At 44.2% G+C, this 12,955-nt stretch carries 13 protein-coding genes; 4 read left to right on the top strand and 9 right to left on the bottom strand.

Annotated elements, in window-relative coordinates:
* Positions 1–299 precede the first annotated feature (299 nt).
* Positions 300–935, top strand: a complete 636-nt coding sequence (locus tag BMX82_RS04935) for a lactate utilization protein (protein WP_036910740.1) — start codon at positions 300–302, stop codon at positions 933–935.
* Between the two features lies 1 nt (position 936).
* Here BMX82_RS04935 and BMX82_RS04940 read toward each other — a convergent pair whose 3' ends face one another.
* Positions 937–1,947: a glycosyl hydrolase 53 family protein gene (locus BMX82_RS04940; protein ID WP_036910741.1), complete on the bottom strand. Its 1,011-nt coding sequence runs from the start codon at positions 1,945–1,947 to the stop codon at positions 937–939.
* 118 nt (positions 1,948–2,065) lie between these two features.
* On the opposite strand from BMX82_RS04940, the gene BMX82_RS04945 reads away from it, so the two are divergent.
* Positions 2,066–2,854 (top strand): Cof-type HAD-IIB family hydrolase, encoded by a 789-nt coding sequence (locus BMX82_RS04945; RefSeq protein ID WP_036910742.1) that lies wholly within the window; start codon positions 2,066–2,068, stop codon positions 2,852–2,854.
* A gap of 7 nt (positions 2,855–2,861) precedes the next feature.
* Here the strand turns inward: BMX82_RS04945 and BMX82_RS04950 are convergent, their stop codons facing one another.
* The 4 genes from BMX82_RS04950 to BMX82_RS04965 form a co-directional block, all read right to left on the bottom strand.
* Positions 2,862–4,442, bottom strand: coding sequence for a S41 family peptidase (locus BMX82_RS04950; RefSeq protein WP_091766594.1), 1,581 nt, complete (start codon positions 4,440–4,442; stop codon positions 2,862–2,864).
* Positions 4,435–6,387: a DNA topoisomerase IV subunit B gene (locus tag BMX82_RS04955; protein ID WP_091766597.1), complete on the bottom strand. Its 1,953-nt coding sequence runs from the start codon at positions 6,385–6,387 to the stop codon at positions 4,435–4,437. Before BMX82_RS04955 ends, BMX82_RS04950 begins: the two co-directional genes overlap by 8 nt.
* Positions 6,388–6,394: 7 nt before the next feature.
* Complete coding sequence (locus BMX82_RS04960) at positions 6,395–7,549, bottom strand: GNAT family N-acetyltransferase (RefSeq protein ID WP_036910744.1); 1,155 nt, start codon at positions 7,547–7,549, stop codon at positions 6,395–6,397.
* Positions 7,550–7,618: 69 nt separating this feature from the next.
* Positions 7,619–8,782 (bottom strand): THUMP-like domain-containing protein, encoded by a 1,164-nt coding sequence (locus BMX82_RS04965; RefSeq protein WP_177172021.1) that lies wholly within the window; start codon positions 8,780–8,782, stop codon positions 7,619–7,621.
* A 109-nt stretch (positions 8,783–8,891) separates the two neighbouring features.
* Between BMX82_RS04965 and BMX82_RS04970 the strand changes: the two genes are divergently transcribed.
* Both BMX82_RS04970 and BMX82_RS04975 read left to right on the top strand, forming a co-directional pair.
* Entirely contained in the window at positions 8,892–9,371 is a 480-nt protein-coding gene (locus tag BMX82_RS04970) for an RNA polymerase sigma factor (protein WP_036910877.1), read from the top strand.
* Between the two features lie 13 nt (positions 9,372–9,384).
* On the top strand, positions 9,385–9,966 hold the full coding sequence (locus BMX82_RS04975) for a hypothetical protein (RefSeq protein WP_143058316.1): 582 nt from the start codon (positions 9,385–9,387) through the stop codon (positions 9,964–9,966).
* Between the two features lie 9 nt (positions 9,967–9,975).
* On the opposite strand, the gene BMX82_RS04980 is transcribed toward BMX82_RS04975, so the two are convergent.
* Genes BMX82_RS04980 through BMX82_RS04995 form a run of 4 tightly spaced genes read right to left on the bottom strand, consistent with a single transcriptional unit; the run spans position 9,976 to position 12,947 of the window.
* The gene (locus BMX82_RS04980; protein ID WP_036910750.1) at positions 9,976–10,908 is read right to left on the bottom strand and encodes a DMT family transporter; all 933 of its coding nucleotides are present in this window, start codon (positions 10,906–10,908) and stop codon (positions 9,976–9,978) included.
* A gap of 23 nt (positions 10,909–10,931) precedes the next feature.
* Positions 10,932–11,741: an N-acetylmuramic acid 6-phosphate etherase gene (murQ, locus tag BMX82_RS04985; RefSeq protein ID WP_036910752.1), complete on the bottom strand. Its 810-nt coding sequence runs from the start codon at positions 11,739–11,741 to the stop codon at positions 10,932–10,934.
* Between the two features lie 43 nt (positions 11,742–11,784).
* Positions 11,785–12,657: a DMT family transporter gene (locus BMX82_RS04990; RefSeq protein ID WP_036910754.1), complete on the bottom strand. Its 873-nt coding sequence runs from the start codon at positions 12,655–12,657 to the stop codon at positions 11,785–11,787.
* Positions 12,654–12,947, bottom strand: a complete 294-nt coding sequence (locus BMX82_RS04995) for a DUF4298 domain-containing protein (protein ID WP_036910757.1) — start codon at positions 12,945–12,947, stop codon at positions 12,654–12,656. The genes BMX82_RS04990 and BMX82_RS04995 overlap by 4 nt, the downstream gene beginning before the upstream one ends.
* Between the last annotated feature and the right edge of the window lie 8 nt (positions 12,948–12,955).

Consider the following 12,955-nt stretch of genomic DNA (forward strand, 5'->3'; position numbering starts at 1 on the left):
CTGAATTATTAACTCGCCATTTATAATTTATTACGATTGCGCTGCAAATTTAGGCGGATAATTTCTTTTTACCAAGAAAAGAATGTCGCAAAACAGGAACTAGGAGAATATACTGATTTCATAGTTAATATATTGAATTAAAGATAATTGCGTATACGCAACACGATTGCGCAACGCTTTTTGAGACATTCTATTTCTCCTATATGATAGTTTAAGCCATACATAGTAGGAGTTTACTCTTGCATATATCAAAGATAATGTGTACCTTTGCCAAAGATTAACTAAACAACATTGTATTTATGACTCCTAAAGAACTCAGAAACGAACGGTTGGCAGAGCGGATGATTAAGAATCTGAAACGTCGCAACATGGAGGCTTTCTACTGCAAAACCTCTAGTGAAGCTATTAATAAGGTGTTGGAACTGATACCTGATGGCAGTAGCATTACGTGGGGGGGCTCCATGACTATCCGCGATATGGGTCTACCAGACGCACTTCGACAGAAAGGTACATACGAAGTTTTAGACCGTGACCTGGTAGAAGGTAACGAAGAGAAAATACAGATGTACGTCAGAGCCTTCACGGCAGATGTTTATCTGTCGAGTGCGAACGCCATCTCTGAAGATGGTATAATCGTAAATATTGACGGAAATGGCAATCGTGTAGCGGCTATCACGTGGGGGCCAAAGAAGGTCATCTTTATCATAGGCCTGAACAAAGTAGCTCAGACTATAGAGGCTGCTCTGGCCAGGGCTCGAAGCACCGCATCGCCCATCAACGCTAGTCGCTTTGACATCAAAACTCCATGCCAAGTAGACGGCGTGTGCCATAACTGCAACTCGCCAGAAAGCATTTGTAACTACGTACACTTCCTGCGCAACTCACCACGAGGCAAGCACACGGTAATTCTAGTTGGAGAAGACTGGGGCTACTAAGTCACTGCTCAAAAGTTTCCTTAAAAGCTTCCATGATGGCGGTAGGACGATGATTGCGGAAGGCTCCCAAACGATAACGGCCTTCGGCCTCGGGAGCCCAATAGAAAATGCCCTTGCAATGGCCTTTGGTCTGGCTACGAGCCGCATCGATCATTCGCCTCATCCATCGTTTGCCATCTTCAGCACGATCGGCATCATAGCCTGTCTCTACTATCATCAGTGGGGTATGATAGGTTTCCCATAGCTGATTTATATTAGCGATGGCTTTTTCAAGCGTCTCGTCTTCGCTCGTTGTCAGCTTTGCGTCAATATCCCAATAAGGATAGATGCTCATGCCTATCATATCCCACTTAGCACCAAACTTCTTCAGTCCATCAAAGATGAATTGATAACGGTGAAGGTCGCAACCTGCATCGAGATGAATGATACAGGCCACTTCTGGAAATACGGACTTCACTGCATCATAACCTGCTTGTGTAAGACCTGCATATTGCTCCATATTCTCTGAGGCGCGCCCCATAGGCCAAAGAAAGCCATTGGTGGTCTCATTGCCTATCTGAACCCATTTCACATCAATGTCGTTATCTTTCAATAGTTGGAGGGTTTCACATGTGTGCTGAGCCAGGGCCTGTTTCATCTCTTCATAATCCATTTGCTCCCAGGCCTTAGGAATAAACTGTTTACCAGGATCTGCCCACGAGTCACTATAGTGAAAGTCAATCATAACAGCCATGCCTTGTTCCTTAGCACGGAGAGACAGGCGGAGCACATCCTCTTTGCTACTGAATCCCCCCATAGGATTCACCCAGACACGGAATCGGGCGGCATTCAACCCGCACTCCTTCATGATGGTGACATTGTCACGAGGCTCGCCTTGGGCATTATAAAGTTGTACATCATAAGCCTCCAAGCCTGATGTGCCACTAATATCAGCACCCAACCAAAAAGTATCGTCAGCAGAGACTGAGACAGTCATTGTCAGCATGACTAATGTTGATAACAGCTTCTTCATAAATTATTTGTTTTAGTTCTTTGGTTGCAAATATACGAAAAAATATGGTATCTCCATATATTATACTCCTTTTTCTGAAATAAAATGCTTACCTTTGCAGGCAAAATTACCAAAAGGCATGTCACCGCATTACGCACTCTTTTTCGATATAGACGGTACGCTCGTGAGTTTCAAGACACACGAGATACCACTCTCTACAATACAGGCCCTGACTCAAGCAAAGGCCAACGGCCACAAGGTTTTTATAGCTACAGGCCGCCCACCAATTATTATCACGAACCTTGGTGCCATTGAGCACTTAATAGATGGCTACGTGACCACCAACGGTGCTCTATGTTTTGTTGGCAACGAAATCGTAGTCTGTAACGCCATTCCTCAAGAAGAGGCCAAGCTGGCTGTAAACGACGCGAAAGAAAAGCAATACGGCATTATTGTAGTCGGAGAGAGAAACATTGCTGTTTTGGATCCCAAAGGTGATGTGGATTTCATCTTCAGACAGCAATTAGCTGTGAAGAACTTGAATGAGGCCATACCCGTGGAAGAGGTTCTTGAACAGCGCATCCTGCAACTTACACCTTTCTTCAACAAGGACTATGAAAAGGAACTGCTGGGACGTATTCCTGGCTGTATATCCGGACGTTGGCATCCTGCCTTCACCGATATCACCGCACAAGGAGCAGATAAAGGTCGAGGGTTGTTAGCAATGGCTGCCCATGAAGGGTTAGACCCTCAATATACCATGGCCTTTGGTGATGGAGGGAACGACACCACCATGATTAAAACTGCAGGTATTGGCGTTGCTATGGGAAACGCTATAGACGAGTTGAAAAAAGAAGCCGACTACATGACCACATCTGTAGACGAAGAAGGCATTTGGAATGCCCTACAACATTTCAAACTGATATAGAATGTCTTTATTTCTCTATCACCTCTAAAGCTTTCTTTACCATCTCACTATTCTCGTTGAAAACAGAGAAATACTCGCTCATATCCCAAATATCGCGAGCGATCAAGGCCTTTAACTGCACACATAGATATGAGAGAGTCTTTTCAAGTTCAGCCTCATCATTTGGCTTAACACCTTGCTTCTCTCCTTCAGAAATGATAGAATCAAGGAGTTGCTGAGGCACTTCGAACTGCTCTTTAAACTCAGCAAACGATGTCCAACGCTTCTTCAGTTCCTTACGATGGTTATCAACATAGCGCAGATTCTGCTGAATGACAATGCCCTTTGCCGCCAACTCCCGATGGAATCGGGTATAAATAGTCGTATCGAGCGGAACAAACTCATCAGGAACGATGCCTCCACCGCCATAAACCGCACGGTGCTGACGCAGAGTCTCGTATTTCAAAGAATCAACGAAATGAATGCTATCGGCATTGGTCAACTCACCACTCTTCAAACGATTAAGCATATCCATAGCATAATCTTTCGAGTCCCCTTTCTTATAAGGCTTCTGAATGCAGCGACCAGAAGGGGTATAATAGTGAGCAATCGTCAGACGAATCATAGAACCATCAGGCAAATCGACAGGACGCTGAACAAGCCCCTTACCAAAGGTACGACGACCAACCACAATACCGCGGTCCTGATCCTGAATAGCACCCGTGACGATCTCAGCAGCCGAAGCAGTATAGCCGTCGACTAGCACAACTATTTTACCTTTTAGGAATGCGCCATTGCCATCGGCCTTATAATCGGTACGAGGTACTTTCAAACCCTCTGTATAGACAATCAGATCACCACGCTGCAGAAACTCGTTGGCAATATCAACCGCTGCTTTTAAATACCCACCTCCATTCTCCTGGAGATCAAGAATCAGACTGGTCATTCCAGCGTCACGAAGCTGCTTAAGATGCTCCATAAATTCCTTATAAGTTGTGGCGCCAAAACTGCCAATTCGGATATATCCGATATTGGGTCGAATCATATAGGCGGCATCAACGGACTTAACTGGGATTTTAGCACGGGTAACGGTGAACTTTAGTCGGTCCTTAATGCCTTGGCGAACGACCCCAAGACGAACCTTCGTTCCTTTTGGGCCACGCAGACGCTTCATAATTTCCTCTTTCGACATCTTCACACCTGCAATGGCTGTATCATTTACAGATACAATACGATCGCCAGCAATGATACCGACCTTCTCCGAAGGGCCGTTAGTAACTGGCTGGATAACTAAAAGCGTATCCTCAATCATATTAAACTGTACACCGATGCCTTCAAAGTTGCCATTAAGCGGCTCATTTAGTTCTTTGACCTCTTTGGGCGTGGCATAGGTGGAATGAGGATCAAGTTTCTCCAACATACCACGAATGGCATCCTCAACCAATTTCTTTTCATCAACACTGTCGACATAAAGATTGTTAATGGCTATCTCAGCATATTGTAACTTGCGCAAAGGACTGTCATCATTCTGCCCAATACGAAACTGAGCAGAAACAGAAAGAGCAAACAGCAACAAAGGTGCTATAAACAAGTTTGTTTTCTTATTCATATATGTCTTCTTCTGGGCGGTCCTCCTCTACCACAAGGTTATCAATGATAAAATTCTGACGCTCCATCGTGTTCTTACCCATATAATATTCAAGAAGTTTCTGAACTTGATCGGTCTTATGAAGTGTCACCTGTTCCAAACGCATATCAGGACCTATAAAAGCTGCGAATTCATCGGGAGAAATCTCACCAAGACCTTTAAATCGGGTAATCTCGGGATCTGGCCCTAACTCATTAATGGCAGTCATACGTTCTTCATCGCTGTAGCAATAACGAGTGATGAAATCACTTCTTTTATCGTTTTTCGCATCAGCATCGGCAAGAACCTTCTTATTCTTAATCTTTGTACGACGATTACGGACACGGAACAAGGGCGTCTGCAAAACATAGACATGGCCTTTTTTTATCAACTCCGGGAAGAACTGGAGGAAGAAAGTGATGGTAAGCAAACGGATATGCATACCATCGACATCAGCATCGGTAGCCACAATCACCTTATTATATCTCAGGGAGTCAAGACCATCTTCAATATCCAAGGCTGCCTGAAGCAGATTAAATTCCTCGTTCTCATATACTACCTTTTTCGTCAATCCGAAAGAGTTCAGGGGCTTACCTCGAAGCGAAAATACGGCTTGTGTATTCACATCGCGGCTCTTCGTGATACTTCCACTAGCAGAATCACCCTCTGTAATGAAAATGCATGATTCTTCTTTGCGGTCGTTCTTCACATCGCTGAAATGAATACGACAATCACGCAGTTTACGATTATGTAGGTTGGCTTTCTTGGCTCGTTCACGTGCCAGTTTGGTGACACCTGCCATCGCCTTGCGCTCTCGTTCACTTTCCTTAATCTTATTTTCTATCACCTCAGCCACATCCTGATGGATATGCAGATAGTTGTCGACCTCCTGTTTTATAAAGTCTCCAACATACTTATTGATGCTTACCCCGCCAGGAGCCATCGTCAGTGAACCAAGCTTAATCTTTGTCTGACTTTCGAACATAGGTTCCTCAACATTAAGGGCAATAGCAGCCACGATACCAGTACGGATATCACCATACTCATATTTCCCGAAGAAATCGCGAATAGTTCGGGCTATATGCTCTTTAAAAGCACTCTGATGAGTTCCACCCTGAGTAGTGTGCTGGCCGTTGACGAAAGAATAATACTCCTCACCATACTGATTAGAATGGGTAAAGGCAATCTCGATATCCTCACCCTGCAAATGGATAATAGGATAAAGAGCCTCATTGGTCATTCGGTCTTTCAACAGGTCTTCCAAACCATGACGGGAAAGAATACGACGACCATTGTACATAATGGCCAAACCCGTATTAAGGTAAGTATAGTTTCGAAGCATATTCTCCACAATCTCATCGTGGAAAGAGTAATTCAGAAACAGCGTATTATCAGGTTCAAAGAATATGTATGTTCCATTCTCATCCTGAGAATTCTCGGTAACGTCGCTGGTCATCTCGCCTTTTTCGAAAGTGGCCTTACGTACCTTACCATCACGATAGCTGCGCACCTCGAAATGAGAGCTCAAGGCGTTTACGGCTTTCACGCCGACACCATTCAGGCCAACTGACTTCTTAAAGGCTTTTGAGTCGTATTTACCACCCGTATTCAGCACAGATACGGCTTCAATCATCTTACCCTGAGGAATACCACGGCCATAGTCACGCACTGAAACACGCAGATTTTCATCAATAGTAACCTCAATTCGATCACCAGCCTTCATCTTAAACTCATCAATCGAGTTGTCGATAACTTCTTTTAGCAACACATAGATGCCATCTTCTGGCAATGAGCCGTCGCCAAGGCGGCCGATGTACATACCTGGACGGGTACGCACATGTTCCATATCACTTAGATGACGAATATTCTCATCGTCATACTGTACTTGTTCGTTCTGTTTACCGATGATGTTATTATCTTCTGCCATAGCTTATTTATAGTTTCTTCAGATAGCAACGACGACGCTTATGCTGATGATGCTCCAGATACTGCCACTGGCTCTGCACCTTCTCGTTGGTCTCCATCTCTACATTAGTCTCACCCCATTTGAAACCATACTTCTGATATCTCGGTATCAGGTCGTAGAACAGCAAAGCATTAGCCCCCTTCTGCTGATATTCGGGTAAGACACCCACAAGCATCAAGTCGACACACTCAGCCTTATGGAATTTCAGAGCACGAAGGCAATGCCACCACCCCAATGGCCACAGACGGCCTTTGCGACACTTCTGTAAGGCGCGCGTCATTGAAGTAATGGAGATACCCACACCAATTATATCATGGCCAGGCGTATTCCAATCTTCTATCAGACAGACCAGGTTCATATCAAGCATGGGGAAATACATCTTCAAATACTCATCAATCTGCGCTTCTGTCATTTGTGAATAACCATACAGGTTCCCAAAAGTCTTGTTAATGACCTCAAGCACCTTACGACCTACCTGTTCCTTGCCAAACACCTGACTACGTTTCGGATGTGTAGGATGCAGGTTATAACGCTTCATGACCAATTCTGCAACTTTCTTGAATTTATCGGGCATTCCCTCTTCGGGTACAATGACCTTATACTCTACGTAATCATTATCTTTCTCCCATCCGCCCATCTGCTCAATATGCTTGGGATAATAGGGATAATTATATATAGTAGCCATGGTTCCCATCTGATCAAATCCATCAATCAGCATGCCTTCTGGATCCATATCAGTAAAGCCAAGAGGACCAATAATCTCTGTCATTCCCTTCTGACGGCCCCACTCCTCAACGGCATTGAACAAAGCCCTGCTTACCTCTATATCGTCGATGAAATCAACCCATCCAAAGCGAACGCTTTTACGCTCCCATCGCTCATTGGCACGATGGTTGATAATTGCGGCTATACGACCAACAAGTTTACCATTCTTATAAGCCAAGAAATATTCAGCCTCGCAGAACTCAAAAGCCGCATTCTTGTCCTTGCTTAACGTGTGCATATCATCACTAAAAAGATTGGGCGCATCAAACAGATTGCCCTTATACAAGTCATGATGAAAGTCGATGAAGTCTCTCAGACCTTTTTTGTCTGCTACCTTCTTAATCTCAACTGATGACATATTTCAATGTTATTGTTAAAGCTTTAAAACGATGCAAAGATACTTAAAAAGGCGCAAATAACAAAATTATTAAGATTTTTTACGGCAAACAAAAAGCTGATGCCCTTCGTTTGCTACTGTCGTTGCAAAAATATAAACATCACCACCTTCCTTTAATTTTAACCGCTTTCGAAGAGCGGCTACTGATAGCGGAAAATTACGCACGGCAATATTTGCTTTATCAAAACCTGCGAGTACTTTCTTCAGTTCGCGCTTGTTCATAGAGGCCTGATGTTCAATGACAAATTGGCGACCCGGGAAATGCGTCTTTTCTTTGTCGGAAACAAACAAATGGCTATTCTTGTCAAGTTGGGCAACACCAAACCGTTGCTCCAACAACTCAAAACAACCTGCCTTCATGATTGAGGCGTTTGGCTCATACAAGTATCGGAACTCCTGCGGCAAAGCAGGCACATTGCTAACATGACTGTCTGCAGGGCGATAATCAAACACCTCACCATTGTTCACACAGAACACACTCAGCGACTTTTCTTCCTTTGATAGAACAAGCAACAGCTCCTTGCATTCATTATCAACTGAAACGATATGCACTTCGTTCACCTTTCCCAAATCAGCAACAGCCTTGCGCCAATCAAGCATTGGAGATAGTTTCACCATAACGCGATCTGCCTTTTCCAACATTTCATCGCGCATTTCCAATACATTTGGGGTACAGTCGGCAATTCCGTAAGTACGGCCACCATGTTCATCCCTCCTAGCTGGATCAATAAACAGCAGATTGACATGCGACAGCTGATGCAAGTACTCCACCCCATCGCCACAAACAACCTCAATCTGTTTCAAGCCTAAAGATTTATAATTTGCTGACGAAATCGCACAAAGGGATTCTTGACGCTCCACATGGACAGCCCGCTGAAATCCTTTTGCTATAAAAGCTATGTCGACTCCAAAACCTGCTGTAAGATCAACCATAAACTGGCCTTTACCTGCAATAGCCGATTTATACAAAGCCGTTTGCTCACTTGAACATTGCTCCATCGATAAATGAGATGGATATATTATATCATCATTTGCTGCCCATGAGGGCAATTTCAAACGTGCCTTCTGTCTGCCTGCAATCTGTTCAAGAGCATAAGGAAGATTTACCTCAGGAACCTTCGTTCCCCGAAGTGCCAGCTGTCGGACATCGTCATCTGCATGCTGACGAATAAAGTCGAGTGTCTCAGAATTCATTATTTTCAGCTATTACGGCTACAAAATTAGACAATTATTTCCAAGTTCGTGTAGTTTTTCGTAACTTTGTTGCGTCAAATGGGTGAAGTTTCAAAAAACAGATGAGACAATGAATGTTTTAGAACGACAGTTTGCGCAAACCGTTAAAGAGCATAAAAGCACGATCTACACCGTGTGCTACATGTTCTCTAAAGATGTCGACGAAGTAAACGACCTGTTCCAAGAGGTACTAGTCAATCTGTGGAAAGGCTTCGAGAGCTTCGAGCATCGCAGCGACATCAAGACGTGGATTTATCGCGTTGCTCTTAATACCTGTATCTCTATAGACAGGAAGAAGAAGCGCGCCGCATCTGCTAAGGTCTCAATGGACATTAATCTCTTTGAAGACTGCGACGAGGATACTCGTCAAGTGGACATGCTCCACAAACGCATATCTAAACTGCAGCCTTTCGATCGTGCAATTGTCCTACTCTGGCTTGAGAATCTCTCTTACGAGGAAATCGGACAGATCGTAGGTATATCCACGAAAAACGTCAGTGTCCGTCTGTACAGAATCAGAGAGCAATTAAAACAAATGTCAAACGATTAAAACCTATCCCATTATGAACAACAATTTCGAGTTAGATAGCATGCGCCAGCAGATGGACACACTAAAAAAGAAGCTGGACGAACAGGAGATTGTGAACGACAAGCTGATTCACAACTCAATGAGAAAAAACGCCCATTTCATCAGCCTCCGCTACTATATTACTATTGCCATTGGCCTGTTGATGATCCCTTATTCATATTGGTGCTTTATCAAGACCATAGGACTTTCGCAGGCTTTCTGGATTGGGACAAGTGTTTTCATGCTAATCTGCGTTGTGGCTACATATTATAATTGTAGAAATCTAAACAACTTTGATCTCACGAAAAGCAATCTGTTGAATGTCAGCAAGAGAATGGCCCGCGCCAAGAAGTTCGATAGTAGTTGGCTTTTTTTCGGTATCCCTGCTGTCATTCTCTGGTTTGCCTGGTTAGTTTATGAAGTTTACCAAATTTCTACCGCATCAACGGTTTTACTAATTGCCGGCTTCATCGGTGTTATTATTGGTGCTATCATTGGTTTTTCTCTTTATTTTAAAACCCAACGAAAATACCAGGAGATTATAGACCAGATAAAGGATCTTACCGCAGAGGATTGAATCAGCCAATTATCCTAAGAAGAACAGGCTGACACCAACAACAGAGATGATTGCGCCCAAAACGGCTCGCCAAGTAATCTTTTCGTGGAAGAGCCAGTATGACGGAAGAAGAATAATGATAGGGGTCATCGCCATCAATGTAGAGGCAATACCCGCAGCAGTATATTGGACAGCCATTAACGAGAAACCAACACCTACAAAAGGCCCAAAAATCGTCGTTGCCGTAGCAACAGCCATACCTTTACAATCATGTATGGCATCACGTAAATCCCCCATTTTACCACGGAAATACAACAATAACGTAAAACCAATGATGCCTGCTATACAACGATAGAAATTTGCACTGAACGGTACCAGCCACTCTGGTATACCCGCTTCAGCCAATGCGGCAGCTTCATAATGATCCATGCCTATCTTACTCAACACCAAACCTATACCTTGACACAAGGCCGCACCTATAGCAAAGAGCACACCATTAAGAGGCAAGCGCAATGATATCTTATGACGCTCCCCACGTCCAAGCACAGAAATACCAATACCAAGAAGCGTCACAAGCATAGCCATAACACTCATGGGCTTCATCTGCTGTCCTAATGTTATCCAAGCCATCAATGCTGCCGCCAATGGAGCAAGGGTCATAAAGAGCTGACCATAACGAGAGCCAATAATAATATAACATTGGAAAAGGCAGAAATCGCCAATGACATAGCCTATAAGTCCTGACAAGAGCATCCATCCACAGGCCTCCGACGAGGCCCCTGCGGGCAACGGATTACCAGTTATAACCCCAAAAAGCACCAATGAAAATACCAATGCCAAAGCCATTCGCAACACATTAAGCGTCAGATTGCCTAAACGCTTACTACCAAACTCACTTAATAATGCCGTAGCCGTCCATGAAAAGGCTACACCTATTGATATTAGTTCACCTATATATGTCATTGTTAAGTCTATCCCTAACTATATTATGTCATCGACAATGCTTCATCTACACTCCCTGCTTCCAACAAACGCTGTTGAGCCTCCTCATAGCTTAAGCCCAAAATCTCTTGCAGCATTCGTGTCCCACGATCTACAAGCTTAGCATTTGTCAACTGCATCTTAACCATACGATTACCCAGAACGCGACCAAGTCGTATCATCAGTGTTGTAGAAATCATATTCAATACCATTTTCTGGGCCGTTCCGCTCTTCATTCGGCTGGAACCTGTCACGAATTCCGGGCCAACGATTGTTTCTATCGGGAAATCAACTTCCTTGGCTAAAGGCGTATCAGGGTTGCTCGTTATACAGCCAGTTAACAGTCCGTTTTGCTTTGCCAACCTCACAGCCCCTATCACATAGGGCGTCGTTCCTGATGCCGCGATACCCAACACCGTGTCATTAATGGTTGGATGATGGACCTGTAGGTCTTTCCATCCTTGTTCAGAGATGTCCTCAGCTTTCTCAACAGCATGGCGCAGAGCACGATCACCACCAGCAATGATACCCATTACCCAAGTGTCTGGCACACCAAAAGTTGGAGGCAATTCACTAGCATCCAACACGCCCAATCGCCCACTGGTACCAGCTCCTATATAAAATAGTCTACCACCTTGTTTCATCCGCATCTCTATAGCTTTCACCAATGCTTCTATCTGAGGTATCGCATTCTTTACAGAATCGGCCACACGGCAGTCTTCTTCGTTGATGTGCTGCAACAACTCCAAGACCGACATCTGCTCCAGATTATCGAAGCGCGACGGTTGTTCAGTGATCTTCTTCTTAATCTCCACGGCTGCAAAATTACAACTATTATTTGAGAAAATAGCAACTATATCATGTTTTTCGCCATACTCGTTTCGTCTGAAGGAGAACACTAAGCAGAATAAGACAAATACCTATATAGAAGGAGAAGTTAATCTCTCGTCCTTCACCAAAGATGAGGAAAGCCAAAACAATAGTATAGCAGGGCTCTAGATTATACGTCAAATTAACGGTGAAGGCCGAGAGGCGTTTCAAAGCCTGAATCTGTAACAGATACATGCCAACGGTGCAGAACAAAGCATGACAGAGCATAAACCAAAGGTTTGTATCTTCAGGAACGACAACGACTGGTTGCTGACTGGGGAAAACTAAGAGATAGAAAGGGATAATGACCGAGACAGCAATAAGCCCACCTGACATTTGGTACATCAGTACCGTGCGACTTCGTACACCCACACTGGCCTTTTTGTTACAAATGGCATAGAGAGCGCAGACAGCCGAGGACGCAATACCAATTGTGATGCCATAACGATAGCGAGCATCAAGAGAGAAAATACAAAGCACACCAGCCACCGTTATCAACGAGAACAAAAGTTCGACGCCTGATATACGCCTCTTATAAATCAGAGGTTCGAAGAGTGCAGTAAAGAAGCCGATAAGCGAGAAACAAATGACACCTATCGAAACATTAGAGGCCTTGATACTGCCATAGAACAGCATCCAATGAACCCCTAACAGCGCACCACAGCCACAGAGCTGAAGAAATTTACGCCATCCTATCCTTGGCAGACCAGTAAAGACTAACAGTATCAGGCTTGTAAAAAGCATGCGATACCACACAATATCTACCTCGTTTAATGTAATCAATCGTCCGAACAAGCCTGTGAAGCCAGCCAGAAGCACACTCAAGTGCAGTTGGACAAATCCTCTTCTCGTTTCAGTCATCGATCTCTCTGAGTTGATTTAATTCTACAATTAAGTTCTCGCGCATCCGACAATAGATTCCAGATACCATCCTCAGAAAGCACGCCACGTTTGAGGTCTACAGGCAAGAGACCTGCCTCATCATCGGCATAATCTTGTTTCCATTCCTCACTGCCATAATACGCGTCGAGGACCCTGATATCTTTCTGCACCGCAGCATACTTTTCCAAAGCCGCGGATAACTCTATCACTGCAGCAGCGGCTCTTTCCAGCCGCTGCTCCATTTGTTTGATTCGTTCTATCTGTTCCATGTTACCAG

Origin of the sequence: Prevotella sp. khp7, assembly GCF_900109055.1 — a bacterium.
GTDB lineage: Bacteria > Bacteroidota > Bacteroidia > Bacteroidales > Bacteroidaceae > Prevotella.

What these genes read in the sequence shown, in the direction of transcription:
- BMX82_RS04990 (WP_036910754.1), bottom strand. Translation starts at nt 12,657, where the DNA reads ATGACTGAAACGAGAAGAGGATTTGTCCAACTGCACTTGAGTGTGCTT.
- BMX82_RS04970 (WP_036910877.1), top strand. Translation starts at nt 8,892, where the DNA reads ATGAATGTTTTAGAACGACAGTTTGCGCAAACCGTTAAAGAGCATAAA.
- BMX82_RS04995 (WP_036910757.1), bottom strand. Translation starts at nt 12,947, where the DNA reads ATGGAACAGATAGAACGAATCAAACAAATGGAGCAGCGGCTGGAAAGA.
- BMX82_RS04960 (WP_036910744.1), bottom strand. Translation starts at nt 7,549, where the DNA reads ATGTCATCAGTTGAGATTAAGAAGGTAGCAGACAAAAAAGGTCTGAGA.
- BMX82_RS04945 (WP_036910742.1), top strand. Translation starts at nt 2,066, where the DNA reads ATGTCACCGCATTACGCACTCTTTTTCGATATAGACGGTACGCTCGTG.
- BMX82_RS04940 (WP_036910741.1), bottom strand. Translation starts at nt 1,947, where the DNA reads ATGAAGAAGCTGTTATCAACATTAGTCATGCTGACAATGACTGTCTCA.
- BMX82_RS04950 (WP_091766594.1), bottom strand. Translation starts at nt 4,442, where the DNA reads ATGAATAAGAAAACAAACTTGTTTATAGCACCTTTGTTGCTGTTTGCT.
- BMX82_RS04935 (WP_036910740.1), top strand. Translation starts at nt 300, where the DNA reads ATGACTCCTAAAGAACTCAGAAACGAACGGTTGGCAGAGCGGATGATT.
- BMX82_RS04980 (WP_036910750.1), bottom strand. Translation starts at nt 10,908, where the DNA reads ATGACATATATAGGTGAACTAATATCAATAGGTGTAGCCTTTTCATGG.
- BMX82_RS04975 (WP_143058316.1), top strand. Translation starts at nt 9,385, where the DNA reads ATGAACAACAATTTCGAGTTAGATAGCATGCGCCAGCAGATGGACACA.
- BMX82_RS04965 (WP_177172021.1), bottom strand. Translation starts at nt 8,782, where the DNA reads ATGAATTCTGAGACACTCGACTTTATTCGTCAGCATGCAGATGACGAT.
- BMX82_RS04955 (WP_091766597.1), bottom strand. Translation starts at nt 6,387, where the DNA reads ATGGCAGAAGATAATAACATCATCGGTAAACAGAACGAACAAGTACAG.